The sequence below is a fragment of the Planotetraspora sp. A-T 1434 genome, from assembly GCF_025420585.1.
GTDB lineage: Bacteria > Actinomycetota > Actinomycetes > Streptosporangiales > Streptosporangiaceae > JAOEGB01.
Window position 1 is genome coordinate 1 of sequence record NZ_JAOEGB010000012.1, and the last position, 14,504, is coordinate 14,504.

Genomic DNA, 14,504 nt, shown 5'->3' on the forward strand with positions numbered 1-14,504 from the left:
ACTGAGCAGCAACAGCGCGACGCTGAGCTACTCACGGCCCCTGCCGAAGCGGCAGGGGCGTTGCTCCACCACGCTGTCGGCGCAGTCGGAGAACATCCAGCGCAAGGCCAAGTCGGCCAGCCCACCCCGAGTCGCCGACCACGACCTGGACCGGGCGAGCCGTTACCCGAACCCCGAAGCCGAAAAGCGGAGACCACAAGTCCTAAAACGAACGTGAATATTGTGTTACGCGTCGCGCGTCCCATGCCTTGTAGACCCTCTGACACGGAAAGCTATGGTCATCCCGGCTACAGGGGAGGATCTCCAATGCTCCGGCGCACGCGGCTTTTCGGACAGAAGACCCGAGTCACCTTCACGCTGCCCCTCGACGAGCCCTCCGGCGTCGTCAGCGTCGTCGGCGACTTCAACGACTGGCGACCCGGCCGTCATGAGCTGCTGCGCCGCCGGAACGGCACCCGCACGGTCTCGATCATCCTCCCGCCCGGCGTCCACCGTTTCCGCTACCTGGCGACGGGTGGCCTCTGGTTCGACGACGAGACGGCCGACCACGTCGATCACCTCGGCAGCCTCGTGCACCTTTAGCGACCTCTGGCGACCTTTAACAACCTTTCGCGACCTTTGGCGAAACGACCTAGCTGTCGAGGGACAGGATTCGGCGGACGTGGGCGACCTTGTCCGGGTCGCCCACGACGGTGAGCCGCCCGGCCGTCTTCGCCTCCGCCGTCGTCGCCGGGTCGCGCGCGATCTCGGCCAGCGTCGCCGCGTCCGCGGTGATCACGACGTCGGGATGGTCGGCGGCTCCCGGCCGCGTCATCAGGATGCCGTCGTCGATGACGGCGCACAGCGCGCCGTCATCGGTGTGGAACTGGACGGTCAGCGCGACGCCTCGGGCCCGGTCCGCGCGGAAGCGGATCTGCAGCGGCAGCGCCAGCCAGTGCACGCGGAAGGTGTCTGAGGGATCCTGCGCGCGGAGGAGTCGCATACCGAAGCGCGCCAGTTCGGTCATGGCGGGCGCGAGGGCCCGCCCCTCGGCCGTCAGCTCGTAGACCTTCGAGGCAGCGGGAGGCGGCAGCGTGCGCCGGCTCACGAGCCCGGCGTTCTCCAGGTCGCGTAGCCGCGTCGCCAGCATGTCGGTCGAGACTCCCGGCAACCCGCCGAGCAGGTCCGTGTAGCGGCGGGGGCCGTCGAGCAACTCCCGGACGATCAACAGCGCCCAGCGCTCCCCCACCACGTCCAGCGCCTTCGCGATCGCGCAGTGCTGGCCGTACGTACGTGCCCTCATGAACGTAGGCTACCTGTCCAGACCCGTTTCCAAGCACGGACTTGGAAGTTCCAAGCATAATCGCAACGAAAGGGGTAGTATCCAGGCCAGAACTTGGAAAATCCAAGGCGACTAGGAGTTGGGATGATCGACACCACAGTCCTTCACACGGCGATCACGCTGCTGCTGGCCTTCACCGCCATGGTGGGCGTCGCGGGAGCCGCCGCGGTCGCGGTCGTCCGGTCGAAGACGCACCTCGAGCCCGCCCCCATCCACACGCACACGCAGCGGCGGGACACCCGCACCTCCGCCACCCTGGCAAGGCGGTAGCCGTACCCGGATCTGGCTAGGCCCGCGCCTCCTCGGGAAGGGGCCCCGGCATGGCCGTCCGCCTCGTCCGGCCACGTACGGCGGAGCCGAGGAACGCCACACCGAAGACGAGGCCGACCAGCAGGGCGATGGACGCTCCGGCCGCGACGTTCCACTGGGTCGAGATCCAGACCCCGGCCAGGGCGCAGCAGACGCCGATGGCGGCCGCGACGGGAAAGAGCACGGCGAGCCGGTCACTGAGCAGCCGCGCGGTCGCGGCCGGGCCCACCAGCAGAGCCACCGTGAGGATCGCCCCCAGCGCGGGCACGGTCGCCACCACGGTCACCTCAATGATCGCCAGCAGAGCGAAGTCGAGAACGGCGGTGGGCAGGCCCAGGGCCGACGCCCCGGCGGGATCGAAGGCGGCGAGGAGCAGCTCCTTGCCGACCACGGCCAGGACCAGCGTCACCGCCACGGCGACGACGGCGGTTGTCACCAGATCGGCGGAGCTCACCGCCAGGACGTCGCCGACCGTGTAGGCCGTCAGATCCTTGCTGAAGCCGTCCTGCGCCGAGATGAGCACGACGCCGAGCGCGAACCCGCCGGACAGCGCGATCCCGGTCGCGGCGGTGAAGTCCTGCCCCCGCGCCCGGGAGAAGAGCACCACGGCCAACACGACGAGCAGGCCGAAGACGCCTCCCCCGAGGTAGAGGTCGACCCCCAGCATCGCGGCGATGACGATCCCGGGGAAGGTCGCGTGGGTGAGGGCCATCGTGAAGAACGGCAGCCGCCGCACGATCACGAACACCCCGACCACGCCGCCGAGGGCGCCGACGAGGGCCGCCTCGATCATGGCCCGGTGCACGGTGGAGTCGAGCCAGCTCATCGGGCGGCCTCCAGCTCCGGCTCGTCCAGCCGCGCGCCTTCCTTGGCGCGGCCGCCCTGAAGGAGAGGCACCCGTCTCCGTACGGTCCCCGCGAGGGTCGCCAGGCCGTACATGACGACGAGGACGAGCACGATGGTGCCGCCCGAGGCGAGCCGCAGGCCGTAGTGAATGGACGCGTCGAAGCTCACGGCGAGCCCGAGCCACCCTCCGGCGGCGGCGATGAGACAGGCGAGGGGCACGATGACCATCAGCCGGTCCGACAGGGCACGGGCGGCGGCGGCCGGGACGATCAGCAGCGCGATGACGAGGATCGTGCCGACCGCCCGCACCGCCGCCACGATCACCAGGGCGATCGCGACGTTGAGCACCAGGTCGAGCAGGCTCACCCGGACGCCCGCCGCCGCGGCTCCCTCGGGGTCGAAGGCGCGCAGCATGAGCGGCCGTCGCAGCACGGCGAGCAGCCCCACGACCAGGACCGTCACGACGCCGGTCTGGACGAGCTGCTCCTGGGTCACCGTGAGCACCCGGCCGAACAGGAACGCCGTCAGATCGGAGGTGTAGCCGGTCTGCCGGGAGACGAGCACCACCCCGACGGCGAACAGTGAGGTCAGCAGCATGGCCAGGGCGGCGTCCTCGCTCACGCGGCGCCGGTGCGTGAACACCGTCAGCAGCACCGCCGTGACGATGCCGGCGGCGAGCGCGCCCCAGAAGATGCCGCCGTCCCCCCCGAGCAGATAGCCGATGACGACGCCGGGGAACACGGTGTGGGTCAGGGTGTCGCTGGCGAACGCGAGGCGGCGCAGGAGGACCAGCACGCCGACCGTGCCGGCGAGCACTCCGAGGATGACCAGCTCGGCCAGCGCGCGGGCCATGAACGGCAGGTGGAAGGGGTCGAACAGGCTCATGTCTGCGTCACGATCACTCGGTCTCCGCGCAGCTCCAGCGCGCGCCCGCCGTACGTCGCCCGAAGCCGCTCGGGCGTCAGGACCGTGCCGGTAGGCCCGAAGCCGAACTGCTGCCGGTTGAGCAGGCACACCTCCTCGCACGCCAGATGCGCGATGGCGAGGTCGTGGGTGCTGACCACCACGGCGGCGCCCCGGGCCTTGAGCGCGGCTATCGCCTCCAGGAGGGAGTGCTGGCTGACCGCGTCGACGCCGTTGAACGGCTCGTCGAGCAGCAGCATCCGGGGCTGGGCCGAGATCGCCCGCGCGAGCAGCACGCGCTGCCGCTGGCCGCCGGACAGCGTGCCGAACCGGTCGCGGGCGCGGCCGCTCAGGCCCACCTGCTCCAGCGCCTCGGCGACCTGGGCCCGGTCGGCAGCGGAGGGACGGCGCAGCCAGCCGATCCTCCGGTAACGGCCCATCATCACCACCTGCTCGACCGACACGGGAAAGTCGGGATCGAGGGTGTCGGCCTGCGGCACGTATGCCACGTCGCGGCGCGCGTGCGCCGGAGCGACGCCGAGCACCTCGATCCTGCCGCGCACTGTGGGGACCAGGCCCAGGATGGCCTTGATCAGCGTGGACTTGCCCGCCCCGTTGGGGCCGATCAACGCCACGGCCTCGCCGGCGTAGACGGTGCCGTGCAGTTCCTCCAGCACCGGCACGTCCCCGTAGGCGACGCTGGCCCGGTCGAGCACCAGCGCGGCCGTACGGCCCGCCTGCCCGGTCATGCCGCGACGCCCTTGAGAGCGCTGACGATGGTGTCGGTGTTGTGGGTCTCCATCTGGAGGTAGGTCGCGCCGGACGATCCCTCGGGGCCCAGCGTGTCGCCGTACAGCGAGTCCTCGCCCGCTTCGACCTTCACGCCGGCCTCGCGGCCGATGGCCTCCGCCGTCTTCGGCGGCAGGGAGGACTCGGAGAAGATCGCGGCGACGCCGGTCGCCTTGATCTTGGCGACGATGTCGGCGATCTGCTTTCCGGACAGCTCCGCCGAGGTGTCGAAGCTCGGGACGATGGAGCCGGCGAACGTCAGCTTGTAGCGCTCGATGTAGTAGCCGAAGGCGTCGTGGTTGGTCACCAGCTTCCGCCGATCGGCGGGGACAGAATCGATCTTCCTGGCGATCTCCGTGCCGAGCGCGTCGAGCTTGGCGTCGTAGGCCGCCAGGTTGGCCTCGTACGCCGCGGCGTCCGCGGCGTCCTTGGCGGCGAAGGCCTTCTCGATGTTCGCAGCCATGATCTTGACGTTCAGCGGGTTGTGCCAGATGTGCGGATCCCCCGCCGCTTCCTCCTTCGAGCCGTCCCCCTTGCGGAGGGCGACCCCCTGGCTCGCGTCCACCACCGTGCCGCTGAAACCGGCCGAGGCGATGACCGGGTCGAGCCACTTCTCCAGGCTCACGCCGTTCTTGACGACGACGTCGGCCTCGGCGATCGCCTGGATGTCCGCGGGGGACGGCTCGTAGTCGTGAGGATCGACGTTCGGCTTGAGTATCTGGTGGATCACCGCCTTGTCGCCGCCTATGTTGCGGGCGAAGTCGGCGACCTGGGTCGTGGTGGCGACGACCTTGAGGGCCTTGGTGCCAGCGCCGTCCGCCTGCGCGAACGACGAGGTGTCCGTCCCGCCGCAGGCTCCCGCGAACAAGGCGGCGAGGGCGACGGCCGGCAGCGATCGGGCAAGGGGCGAGAGCACGAGGGCTCCTCTACGAGATAAGCGTAATGGGGGGAACCCTTCCGAATCTGCCGCAAATGAAAATGATTGTCAAGTTCGTTATGGGAGACCCGTCGCGCTCGACCTGATCTGTCCCACCAGATCGAGCGCGGGGCCGGCCAGTCGAAACGGTCAGGTCGTCAGTGACGCCCGCGGGCGGCCAGCACGGCACGCGCCACGCCGGGATCGTCGGAGAAGACGCCGTCGACGCCGAGGTCGTACAGCTTCGCCAGCCAGCCCGTCACATTGCCGGTGGCACGGGGATAGGCCGGGTTCGCCGGGTTGCCGAGCCGGAAGTCCACCGGGAGCTGCGAGTTCTCCGGCCGGATCGTCCAGGTGTGGACGTCGAGGTGGGCCCGGTGGGCGTCCTGGATCAGCGTCGTGGGCGGGAGCAGGCGGCCGTCGGCGCCGACCGGCACGATACGTGAGGTCGCCACGCCGACACCGTCGGCGTAGGTCGCCACATCCTTGAGCCCGGCCGGCGTGACCATCTGGTCGTACGTCAGCGGATCGCCCGCCGCCACCCGGTCGTACGGCGCGCCGGAGGCGTTGACGAGCTGGATCAGGTGCAGCCGGGTCTTGCCGCGCAGTTCCCGCAGGTTGGCGGTCTCGAACGACTGGATGAACACCGGGTCGCGCCTGCTCTGCCAGCCATGCCGGGCCAGGGTGTCCAGCAGCGGCTCCTCGAGCGAGAGGCCGATGGAGTCGAAGTAGGTGGGGTGCTTCGTCTCGGGGTAGACGCCCACGCCGTACCGCTGGGCCAGCTCGATGACCTCGTCGAACGTGGGGATCTGCGCCAGCCCGTTGAAGGCCGTGTTCTCCGGGCGCAGGTCCGGGATGCGCTCCTTGGCGCGCAGCGTGCGCAACTCCGCCAGCGTGAAGTCCTCGGTGAACCAGCCCGTGATCTGGACGCCGTCGACGGTCTTGGTGGTGCGCCGCGAGGCGAACTCGGGGTGGTCCGCGACGTCGGTCGTGCCGGAAATCTCGTTCTCGTGCCTGGCCACCAGCACGTGGTCCTTGGTGGAGACCAGATCGGGCTCGATGTAGTCGGCGCCCAGGGCGATGGCCGTCTCGTACGACAGCAAGGTGTGCTCGGGCCGGTAGGCGCTCGCGCCCCGATGGCCGATGACAATGGGCTCGCGGTCACGCCTGTCGGCGGTCGCCGGTCCGGGCTGAAGGAGCACAGCGGCCACCGTACCGCCCGCGACGACGGCCAGCGCACCGGCCACAAATTTACGGATCATGGTCATGGCCGGGACCATAGGGATCCCAGGCGTCTCCAACGTGACGACGCGATGCATACCGGGCGAAACCTCATCACACAAGCGTCGCCGGGGGCCGGTGCCTCCGCCGCCGCAGCCCCAGACCGTCGCAAACAGTCATCCGATGTATCGCGCGGAACGGACCCCCACCGCCGAGATCCACCAGGACAGACCCTAAGGTACCTGGTGGAATCAATCCGATGTATGAAGAGGCCTGCACCATGACCAACCCCCATCCCGTGTCCGACCGCCCAGTTCCCTCCTGGTTCACCGACGCCAAGTTCGGCATATTCATCCACTGGGGCGCGTACTCGGTGCCGGCCTGGGCCGAGCCCACCGGTGAGCTGGGGGCCGTCGACCCAGAGGTGTGGTTCGCCCACAACCCGTACGCCGAGTGGTACTGGAACACCAGCCAGATCGAGGGCAGCCCCGCCCATGAGCACCACCGCACCGTCCACGGCGGCCGCCCCTACGACGACTTCCTGGACGAGTGGAAGGCTGAGCTCTTCGACCCCGCGGACTGGGTGGACCTGTTCGCCCGCGCCGGCGCCCGCTACGTCGTCCCGACCACCAAGCATCACGACGGGATCGCCCTGTGGGACGCTCCCGGCACCCGCACCCGCAACACCGTCCACCGCGGCCCGCGCCGCGACCTGATCGCCGATCTCGCCACCGCCGTCCGGGCCAGAGGGCTACGTTTCGGCACGTACTACTCCGGCGGCCTCGACTGGTACGCCGGCCGCCGGGCCGTCATCCGCCATGAGGACCTGATCGACGACTACGGCCGCGCCAACGAGGCCGCCTACGCCGCCTACGCGCTGCGCCAGGTCCGCGACCTGATCGACCGGTACGGGCCGGACGTGCTGTGGAACGACATCGGCTGGCCCGACCTGGGCATGGCCGACCTGCCGGGGCTGTTCGCCCACTACTACGCCACCGTTCCGGAAGGCGTGGTCAACGACCGCTGGGACGGTGCCCACGCCGACTACCTGACCAGCGAATATCAGGCGGGCCGCGAGAACGAGACGGCGGCCTACTGGGAGAACTGCCGGGGCGTCGGCCTCTCGTTCGGTTACAACAGCAACGAGGGCCCGGAGCACCTGCTGGACCCGGCGAGCGCCGTCCGCCTGCTGGTCGACGTCGTCTCGCGCGGCGGCAACCTGCTGCTCAACGTCGGCCCGAAGGCGGACGGCACCCTGCCGGGCGAGCAGCGCGCCGTCCTGGAGGGCATCGCGTCCTGGATGACCCACCACGCTTCCGCCGTACACGGGAGCAGGCCGCTGGAGCCCGGCGCCGCCGTGCCGCACGACGGCGGCCCGTGGATCCGCTGGACCCGCGACGACCGCCACGCCTACGCGTTCCTGGCCGACGTCCCGGCCTCTGGCCAGGTTCTTTTGAAGACCCGTCAGGGGCTGCTGGACCCCGGCACGGCGGCCCGCCTGGACGGCCGTGCCGTACGGGCCGAAGCCGTGCCGGACGGCGTGCTGGTCACCTCGGCCGAGCTCGGCGCACCGCTGCCCGCCGTGGTCCGATTCGCCCTGGCGACAGGCCCGTCCGCCGGCTGAGGATCGCCACCACCGGCCGGAGCTCGCGGCTCACGAGCGCCGGCGCCGGCGGCCGCGGCACCGGCTGGAGAGGGGGACCGGGCGTGAAGTAGCGTCACCGTTCATGCGGGCCTGAGACGGCGGAGCCAGGCACCGGCAGTGCGAGCGAGAGGTTCCCATGACCACCGATCACGGCCACCGGCGGGCGTTTCCCGCCGCGGTCCATCTCACCGGCCACGGCGTCGTGCTGCGAGAATGGACCGACCGGGATCTGGTCGCGATGGTGGGCCTCTTCGACGACCCGGCCGTGGCCTACTGGACCCCGCTCGTCTCACCGTTCGATCTGGCCGCCGCCCGCGCCTACCTGCGAAGGGCGCGCCGCGCCCGCGCCGCCGACGAGCGCCTCCATCTGGCGATCACGACGGACGGCCACGAGCCCAGGGGCGAGGTGCTGCTCAGCCGGTGGGTGGGCGGCGAGGACGAGGCGAGCATCGGCTACAGCGTCGGGGCCGCCCACCGAGGGCAGGGACTGGCGATCCGGGCGGTGAACGTGCTGGCGGAGTTCGCCCTGACGACGCTGGGCCTCGCCCGCGTGCTGCTGGAGATCGAGCCGGGAAACGCCGCCAGCGTCGCCGTCGCGCGGGGCGCCGGTTTCCATCTGACCGACACGCCACCGGTCGAGGAGATCGAGAAGGGACGCCCGATCACTCTTCTCACCTGGGCCCGCGATCACTAGCTGGACCCCCGGCTCTCCGGCTGCCGGATGTGGCTTGGCGGTTAGATCACCGTCACCATCGTCGGCACTTCCCGGCGGTCGGCGGGCCGGCCGGGGACGGCCGTCGGCGAGCGTTGTCGTCGCTGCACAGGAACGAAATAGCGGCCTCCGGACGGATCCCTCACCGGCACCTTTACTCAGCCCAGACAACTATTTTGACCGGACTTTGCTGAACAAAGCTTGATTTATCAGGATTTGTCTGGGCACTGCTCAGGCCCATGTCCTCTTGTCGTCTAACTGTCCTCGTGCCGGCGCACAACGAGGAGGACCAGATCGCGGAGACGATCGGCTCCTTACGGGCGCAGGACCGGCAACCCGACGAGATCATCGTCGTGGCCGACAACTGCACGGACGCGACCGTCGATATCGCCACCTCGCTCGGCGTCCGCGTGATCGAGACGGAAGGCAACCGGCACCGCAAGGCGGGCGCGCTCAACCAGGTCCTCGACCGGCTCCTGCCCGGAACGGGAGAGCGCGACGTGGTCCTCGTGATGGACGCCGACTCCGCACTCGATCCGGGCTTCATCAGACATGGCCTGGACAAGCTGGCGAACGGGCGGCTCGCCGCGGTGGGAGGCACCTTCTCCGGCAAGCCCGGGGGCGGCCTCGTGGGCATGTTCCAGCGCAACGAGTACGCCCGGTATGCCCGCGACGTCAGGAGACTGCGCGGCAGGGCCCTCGTGCTGACGGGCACCGCGACGATGTTCCGCGCGAGCACTCTCCAGAAGGTCGTGGCGGCCCGCCGCGACGGCACGCTGCCCGGCGGCGACCACGTCTACGACGTGCGGGTGCTCACCGAGGACAACGAGCTGACCCTCGCGATCCTCCACCTCGGCATGCGCATCCTCTGCCCGCCCGGGTGCACCCTGAAGACCGAGGTCATGCCCACCTGGCGCGAGCTCTTCCGGCAGCGCTTGCGGTGGAAGCGCGGTGCGCTGGAGAACCTCGCGGACTACGGCTGGACGCCGGTGACCCGCGCGTACTGGGGCCGCCAACTGCTGTCCTTCGTCGGCGTCATCGTCCTCCTGCTGTACCTGACCAGCCTCGCCTGGTCGGTCATGGTCGTCGGCGCGGTGACCATCGCGCCGATCTGGATCGCCATCACGGCGATCTTCATCGTCGAACGCATCGTCACGGTTCGCAGCCGCGGGCCGGCTCAGATGGCGATCGCCGCAACCTTGGTGATCGAGATGGTGTTCGACGTGTTCCTGCAGGCGGCCCAGGCCAAAGCGTTCTGGGACGCCTTCTCCCGCACAGAAAGGAAATGGTGATGTACAACACTCCTGTAGGTGGAGTGGCCGCCGGTTTCGGCGGGACGGCCGCCGTGGCCTCGCCACTGTTCGGCATGAACGGCATCTGGCTGGCGCTGGCCCTCTTCGCAGTCGGGTCGGCGGTTCTCGCCGTCGTACGCATCCTCCCCAAGCGCGGATGCTGAGAGGACGCCCGGTCGCGCTCGTCCTGGGCGGACTGGTGACGGCCTTGTCCGCCTGTGCCGGGGGCGCGGCCCCCGCAGGGCGGACAGCGGATGTCGCGACCGCCCGGCCCCCGGCTGAGGCGACGGCTCCGTCCTCGCCGGAACCGGCCGTGACCCCCGCCGCCACGGCGGCGGGGGTCGTGCCCCTGCCCGCGTCGATTCCGGTCAGGCTGACCATCGACAAGATCGGCGTCGAGACTCCACTGCTGAAGCTGGGGTTGAACCCGGACAGAACGCTGGAGACACCGTCCATGGCGAACGTCATGAAGGCGGGCTGGTACACGGGCGGCCCGACCCCCGGCCAGAACGGCACGTCGGTCCTGGTCGGGCACGTCGATTCCAGGAACGGCCCGGCGGTCTTCTACCGCCTGCGCGACCTGAGACCGGGTGACGCCGTCAAGGTGACCAGGAAGGACGGCTCCACTGCGGTGTTCACGGTTTACAAGCGGGAGCAGGTGCCGAAGAACCGGTTCCCCACCCAGCGCGTGTACCGCCAGGCCACACGTCCGGAGCTCAGGCTCATCACCTGCGGAGGCGGTTTCGACAGGTCCATCGGCCACTACGTGGACAATCTGATCGTTTACGCGCGCCTAACCGGATCCGCCTGACCGGGCGGGCCGTACACGCTCTTCAGGGAAGTCCATGACCCTGCCGCGGGTCTCGGCCGCTGCGGGGCCGGGGCGGGTCGAACCCGGGGGCGCCGGACGGTGGCTTGCCGCCACCGGACGCTGCTCCTGAGGGACCATGGCGGCAGATTTGCTAGATGTTTGCGCAGGTGAGAGCCTTCGCGGGCGGCAATCTGCTAGCAAGGTGACATTCCCAGCAGTTCCTTGAGCTGATCTCTGGAGGTTGGGATGGAGTGGCTGAATGTCACCGTGGAAACCGCAAATCAGCAGGCCATAGCTCACCCGTGTGGCGAGATCGACATAGCGACCGCCGAGGACCTCAAGAGAGCGCTCGAAGCCTCGATTCAGGGGGCCGCGATCTCCCGGCTTGAAGTGGACATGAGCCGTGTCTCCTTCATGGACTGTTCCGGGCTGCGCGTGCTCTTCGTGCTCAAGCGTCGGCTCCAGGAGGCAGGCGGCGCGTTCGCCCTGACCAACGTCACGCCGGCAGTCGATCGGCTGCTGTCCACCGCCGGCCTCGATCACTGGCTTGAGGACGCCATGTTCCCGATTGTCGACCCGGTACGGCGGGGCCGTTCCCCCACGCACCAGGTCGTCCGCGGATGGTTGGGCGCGACCTCGAGATAGCGTCCAAGTTCGCCTTACCGAGACGAGACGGCGGCCCGGGGAAGCGGTCCGACATCGGACTCCCGCCCGGGCCGCTTCTCGGCATGACGCTGTCCAGGCCCGGTCCCGCCCCGGAGGTCAACGCGTCGGCCGCGACCCCCGTGGCGAAGGCATGGACCGCCTTGTACAGCAGATCGACGATCAACTCCTGGCGCGGCCACGTCCGCGGAGGCGCCCCGGTCGCGTTCTCCAGAATCCGATCGGTCACAGCGCGCAGCCCACAAAGCAGTACGGCTCCCGCCGGGGAGGCGGGAGCCGTACGGGATGGCTGAGGAGATCCGGGTCAGACCTGGCCGGCCTTCTCCAGGGCCGAGCAGCAGGTGTTGACGATCAGGCGCGTGACGACGTAGGGGTCGATGTTCGCGTTCGGGCGACGGTCCTCGATGTAGCCCTTCTTGTCGACCTCGACCTGCCACGGGATGCGGACCGACGCGCCGCGGTTGGACACGCCGTAGCTGAACTCGCTCCAGGGCGCGGTCTCGTGGTGGCCGGTGAGGCGCTGCTCGATGCCGAAGCCGTAGCCCTTGATGTGCTCCAGGGCCTTCTCGCCCAGGGCCTCGCAGGCGGTGATGATCGGCTCGTAGCCCTCGCGCATGGCCTTGGTCGAGAAGTTGGTGTGCGCGCCGGCGCCGTTCCAGTCGCCCTTGGCCGGCTTGGGGTCGAGGGTCGCGGAGACACCGAAGTCCTCGGCGATGCGGTAGAGCAGGTAGCGGGCCATCCACAGGTGGTCGGCGGCCTCCACGGGGCCGGCCGGGCCGATCTGGAACTCCCACTGGCCGGGCATGACCTCGGCGTTGATGCCGGAGATCTTGAGGCCGGCCTCGATGCAGGCGTCGAGGTGGGCCTCGACGATGTCACGGCCGACGACCTCGTCCGCGCCGATGCCGCAGTAGTACGGGCCCTGCGGGCCGGGGAAGCCGCCGACCGGGAAGCCGTAGGGGCGGCCGTCCTTGAAGAAGGTGTACTCCTGCTCGATGCCGAACCAGGAGTCCTGCTCGGCGAACTGCTCGGCGATCGGGGTGAGGAGCGCGCGGGTGTTCGTCGAGTGCGGCGTCATGTCCGTGAGCAGGACCTCGCACAGCACGAGAACGTTGTCGCCACCGCGGATCGGGTCAGGACAGGAGAAGACCGGCTTGAGCACGCAGTCGGACGCGTGACCCTCGGCCTGGTTGGTGCTGGACCCGTCGAACCCCCAGATCGGCAGCTCGGCGCCGTCGGCAAGGATCTTGGTCTTCGACCGGAGCTTCGCGGTGGGCTCCGTGCCGTCGATCCAGATGTACTCGGCCTTGTAGGTCACGTCGATCCCTTCATAGAAGAGGCAGACTGGTGGTTATCCGCCACGCCGAGGTTGCCGTACAGCCGTTTCAAACCCTTTGCCCATCTGTGAACACAGTGTTAACCGCGAAACTTTGCCTTTCGCGGGGTTTAAGGAGAGCGGCTCCCCAGACTCGTTCGGATCCTCGCACATGATCCGCGATTTCCCGGGCAGTCGGACTTCGCCCACGAATCAGCAACCGCAGCTTGGGGTGAGGTCAAATGGTCTTGCTGGGCCTTCTTCTCATAGTGGTCGCGGCGGCGGCCATGATCGAGGTGTCGGTCAACGACGCCGCGAACACCACGCCCATCACGATATGGGAGCGCACGTTCAACCTGAGCCCGTTCGAGCTGTTCATCGCCGGTGCGGTCACGGCCGCGGTGTTCCTGATCGGCCTTCTCCTGGTCAGTGGCGGCATGCGCCGGGCGGCTGTGAAGCGCAAGCGGCTCCGCGAGGCACGGCTGGCCGAGCGCGACCGTGTCTCCCGGCTCGAGGCCGAGAAGCGCGACCTGGAGCGCCGTCTGGAGACGGAGAACACGACGACCGACGTGAGGGATGGTGTCGTCGACCGTGACCGGGACGGTGTGGACGATCGCGAGGAGACCGCGACCGGCCGGAACCTCCGTCCGGCAGCCGATCGAGACGCGGACGGCGTCGACGACCGCGACGAGGCCACGACGCCCCCCGGGCGGCACCACGTGTCGGTCCCGGCTCAGCAGGCGTCCGACCAGCTCGTGGCCGGAGGCCGCCGCTCGTCCGAGAACCCCGCCAACCGCGCCTGAACCGGCGGGCCACCCATCCCGCCAGCCCGGCGGGCCGGCTCATGGGTCGATCTCACGGCGGTACGGCTCTCCCGGGGCCGTATCGCCGTGAGCCATGTCTTCACCCGGGTAAACCCGGTAACCCGGGATGACCCGATCTCCGATGTCAGCCTGATGTCGACACGGTCGTGAGCTCGTCGAGGGATCTGACCCGGCTCACGTGGCGACCGGCCTCGGCGGCAAGATCGGCGAACCTCATGGCGTTCCGTACGGCGGCGCCGCCCGGGTCGTTGTTGAAGTAGACGTAGGCGTCACCCACGTCACCCAGCCGGTCGATCCACGTCTTCAGCGACTGATCACCATAAGACGGCCACGGCTTGGCCCGGCCCTCGTGGAAGCGCAGATAGGCCCACTCCGCCGTCCGCCAGAGCGGGCTCGACGGCCGTCCCTGGCGGTCGGCCCAGCAGAGCGCCGCGTCGCGCTCGGCGAGCAACTCCCGGATCTCGTCCGTCCACCAGGAGGCGTGCCTCGGCTCGACGGCGACTCTGACCTTGGCCGGGAAACGGGCCAGGCAGCGGCGGAGCCGGTCGGCGTCCACCTCCAGCGTGGGCGGCAGCTGCAGCAGGATCGGGCCCAGCTTCGGGCCGAGCCCCTCGGCGACGCCCATCAGGCGCTCGACCGGCTCCTCGGGGTCCTTCAATCGCTTGATGTGAGTGAGGAACCGGCTCGCCTTGACGGCCATGACGAAGTCGCCGGGCGTCCGCTCCCGCCACGCCTCGAACGTCTCCCGTTTCGGCAGCCGGTAGAAGGCGTTGTTGTTCTCCACCGTGGCGAACGCCTCGCCGTACTTCTCCAGCCAGACCCGCTGGGGCAGGCCGGGATACAGCACGTCCCGCCAGTCGGCGTACTGCCAGCCGGAGGTTCCCACGAACATGGGCATGTCATCCCCCTACCCCGCCAATGGAATAGATCGCAGATA

Annotated in this window: 19 protein-coding genes; 11 read left to right on the top strand and 8 right to left on the bottom strand. The window is 69.4% G+C overall.

Features of this window, described 5'->3' with window-relative positions; all coding sequences use genetic code 11:
* Window positions 1–217 (top strand): hypothetical protein (locus tag N5079_RS16880; protein WP_261584791.1); only part of this gene is annotated, 217 nt, incomplete at its 5' end.
* A gap of 89 nt (window positions 218–306) precedes the next feature.
* Window positions 307–582: an isoamylase early set domain-containing protein gene (locus N5079_RS16885; protein WP_261584792.1), complete on the top strand. Its 276-nt coding sequence runs from the start codon at window positions 307–309 to the stop codon at window positions 580–582.
* Between the two features lie 49 nt (window positions 583–631).
* Here N5079_RS16885 and N5079_RS16890 read toward each other — a convergent pair whose 3' ends face one another.
* Window positions 632–1,282, bottom strand: coding sequence for a winged helix-turn-helix transcriptional regulator (locus N5079_RS16890; protein WP_261584793.1), 651 nt, complete (start codon window positions 1,280–1,282; stop codon window positions 632–634).
* Window positions 1,283–1,405: 123 nt separating this feature from the next.
* On the opposite strand from N5079_RS16890, the gene N5079_RS16895 reads away from it, so the two are divergent.
* Entirely contained in the window at window positions 1,406–1,591 is a 186-nt protein-coding gene (locus N5079_RS16895) for a hypothetical protein (RefSeq protein WP_261584794.1), read from the top strand.
* A 16-nt stretch (window positions 1,592–1,607) separates the two neighbouring features.
* Here the strand turns inward: N5079_RS16895 and N5079_RS16900 are convergent, their stop codons facing one another.
* The 5 genes from N5079_RS16900 to N5079_RS16920 form a co-directional block, all read right to left on the bottom strand.
* Window positions 1,608–2,456: a metal ABC transporter permease gene (locus N5079_RS16900; RefSeq protein WP_261584795.1), complete on the bottom strand. Its 849-nt coding sequence runs from the start codon at window positions 2,454–2,456 to the stop codon at window positions 1,608–1,610.
* Window positions 2,453–3,361, bottom strand: coding sequence for a metal ABC transporter permease (locus N5079_RS16905; protein ID WP_261584796.1), 909 nt, complete (start codon window positions 3,359–3,361; stop codon window positions 2,453–2,455). The genes N5079_RS16900 and N5079_RS16905 overlap by 4 nt, the downstream gene beginning before the upstream one ends.
* A complete protein-coding gene (locus N5079_RS16910) occupies window positions 3,358–4,128 on the bottom strand; it encodes a metal ABC transporter ATP-binding protein (RefSeq protein ID WP_261584797.1) in 771 nt (256 codons plus the stop codon). The genes N5079_RS16905 and N5079_RS16910 overlap by 4 nt, the downstream gene beginning before the upstream one ends.
* The gene (locus N5079_RS16915) at window positions 4,125–5,084 is read right to left on the bottom strand and encodes a metal ABC transporter substrate-binding protein (RefSeq protein ID WP_261584798.1); all 960 of its coding nucleotides are present in this window, start codon (window positions 5,082–5,084) and stop codon (window positions 4,125–4,127) included. The genes N5079_RS16910 and N5079_RS16915 overlap by 4 nt, the downstream gene beginning before the upstream one ends.
* A 158-nt stretch (window positions 5,085–5,242) precedes the next feature.
* Window positions 5,243–6,352 carry a glycerophosphodiester phosphodiesterase gene (locus N5079_RS16920; protein WP_261584799.1) on the bottom strand — a complete coding sequence of 370 codons (1,110 nt, stop codon included), beginning with the start codon at window positions 6,350–6,352 and terminating at the stop codon, window positions 5,243–5,245.
* A gap of 212 nt (window positions 6,353–6,564) precedes the next feature.
* Between N5079_RS16920 and N5079_RS16925 the strand changes: the two genes are divergently transcribed.
* The 7 genes from N5079_RS16925 (at window position 6,565) to N5079_RS16955 (ending at window position 11,721) form a co-directional block, all read left to right on the top strand.
* Window positions 6,565–7,929, top strand: coding sequence for an alpha-L-fucosidase (locus N5079_RS16925; RefSeq protein ID WP_261584801.1), 1,365 nt, complete (start codon window positions 6,565–6,567; stop codon window positions 7,927–7,929).
* 157 nt (window positions 7,930–8,086) lie between these two features.
* Entirely contained in the window at window positions 8,087–8,644 is a 558-nt protein-coding gene (locus N5079_RS16930) for a GNAT family N-acetyltransferase (RefSeq protein ID WP_261584803.1), read from the top strand.
* Window positions 8,645–8,928: 284 nt separating this feature from the next.
* Window positions 8,929–9,954 (top strand): glycosyltransferase, encoded by a 1,026-nt coding sequence (locus tag N5079_RS16935; RefSeq protein ID WP_410007797.1) that lies wholly within the window; start codon window positions 8,929–8,931, stop codon window positions 9,952–9,954.
* Entirely contained in the window at window positions 9,954–10,118 is a 165-nt protein-coding gene (locus N5079_RS16940) for a hypothetical protein (protein WP_261584805.1), read from the top strand. Before N5079_RS16935 ends, N5079_RS16940 begins: the two co-directional genes overlap by 1 nt.
* On the top strand, window positions 10,112–10,765 hold the full coding sequence (locus tag N5079_RS16945) for a class F sortase (RefSeq protein WP_261584806.1): 654 nt from the start codon (window positions 10,112–10,114) through the stop codon (window positions 10,763–10,765). Before N5079_RS16940 ends, N5079_RS16945 begins: the two co-directional genes overlap by 7 nt.
* Before the next feature lie 246 nt (window positions 10,766–11,011).
* Complete coding sequence (locus N5079_RS16950) at window positions 11,012–11,410, top strand: STAS domain-containing protein (RefSeq protein ID WP_261584807.1); 399 nt, start codon at window positions 11,012–11,014, stop codon at window positions 11,408–11,410.
* Window positions 11,411–11,493: 83 nt separating this feature from the next.
* Window positions 11,494–11,721 carry a hypothetical protein gene (locus tag N5079_RS16955; RefSeq protein WP_261584808.1) on the top strand — a complete coding sequence of 76 codons (228 nt, stop codon included), beginning with the start codon at window positions 11,494–11,496 and terminating at the stop codon, window positions 11,719–11,721.
* Window positions 11,722–11,732: 11 nt separating this feature from the next.
* On the opposite strand, the gene glnII is transcribed toward N5079_RS16955, so the two are convergent.
* A complete protein-coding gene (gene glnII, locus N5079_RS16960; protein WP_261584809.1) occupies window positions 11,733–12,746 on the bottom strand; it encodes a glutamine synthetase in 1,014 nt (337 codons plus the stop codon).
* A 239-nt stretch (window positions 12,747–12,985) separates the two neighbouring features.
* On the opposite strand from glnII, the gene N5079_RS16965 reads away from it, so the two are divergent.
* Window positions 12,986–13,546 carry a hypothetical protein gene (locus N5079_RS16965; protein ID WP_261584810.1) on the top strand — a complete coding sequence of 187 codons (561 nt, stop codon included), beginning with the start codon at window positions 12,986–12,988 and terminating at the stop codon, window positions 13,544–13,546.
* 145 nt (window positions 13,547–13,691) lie between these two features.
* Here the strand turns inward: N5079_RS16965 and N5079_RS16970 are convergent, their stop codons facing one another.
* Window positions 13,692–14,465, bottom strand: a complete 774-nt coding sequence (locus N5079_RS16970; protein WP_261584811.1) for a DUF72 domain-containing protein — start codon at window positions 14,463–14,465, stop codon at window positions 13,692–13,694.
* Window positions 14,466–14,504: the final 39 nt, after the last annotated feature.

Coding starts and splice junctions, on each gene's coding strand:
- N5079_RS16885 (WP_261584792.1), top strand. CDS start 307: ATGCTCCGGCGCACGCGGCTTTTCGGACAGAAGACCCGAGTCACCTTC.
- N5079_RS16890 (WP_261584793.1), bottom strand. CDS start 1,282: ATGAGGGCACGTACGTACGGCCAGCACTGCGCGATCGCGAAGGCGCTG.
- N5079_RS16895 (WP_261584794.1), top strand. CDS start 1,406: ATGATCGACACCACAGTCCTTCACACGGCGATCACGCTGCTGCTGGCC.
- N5079_RS16900 (WP_261584795.1), bottom strand. CDS start 2,456: ATGAGCTGGCTCGACTCCACCGTGCACCGGGCCATGATCGAGGCGGCC.
- N5079_RS16905 (WP_261584796.1), bottom strand. CDS start 3,361: ATGAGCCTGTTCGACCCCTTCCACCTGCCGTTCATGGCCCGCGCGCTG.
- N5079_RS16910 (WP_261584797.1), bottom strand. CDS start 4,128: ATGACCGGGCAGGCGGGCCGTACGGCCGCGCTGGTGCTCGACCGGGCC.
- N5079_RS16920 (WP_261584799.1), bottom strand. CDS start 6,352: ATGACCATGATCCGTAAATTTGTGGCCGGTGCGCTGGCCGTCGTCGCG.
- N5079_RS16925 (WP_261584801.1), top strand. CDS start 6,565: ATGTATGAAGAGGCCTGCACCATGACCAACCCCCATCCCGTGTCCGAC.
- N5079_RS16930 (WP_261584803.1), top strand. CDS start 8,087: ATGACCACCGATCACGGCCACCGGCGGGCGTTTCCCGCCGCGGTCCAT.
- N5079_RS16940 (WP_261584805.1), top strand. CDS start 9,954: ATGTACAACACTCCTGTAGGTGGAGTGGCCGCCGGTTTCGGCGGGACG.
- N5079_RS16945 (WP_261584806.1), top strand. CDS start 10,112: ATGCTGAGAGGACGCCCGGTCGCGCTCGTCCTGGGCGGACTGGTGACG.
- N5079_RS16950 (WP_261584807.1), top strand. CDS start 11,012: ATGGAGTGGCTGAATGTCACCGTGGAAACCGCAAATCAGCAGGCCATA.
- N5079_RS16955 (WP_261584808.1), top strand. CDS start 11,494: ATGACGCTGTCCAGGCCCGGTCCCGCCCCGGAGGTCAACGCGTCGGCC.
- N5079_RS16965 (WP_261584810.1), top strand. CDS start 12,986: ATGGTCTTGCTGGGCCTTCTTCTCATAGTGGTCGCGGCGGCGGCCATG.
- N5079_RS16970 (WP_261584811.1), bottom strand. CDS start 14,465: ATGCCCATGTTCGTGGGAACCTCCGGCTGGCAGTACGCCGACTGGCGG.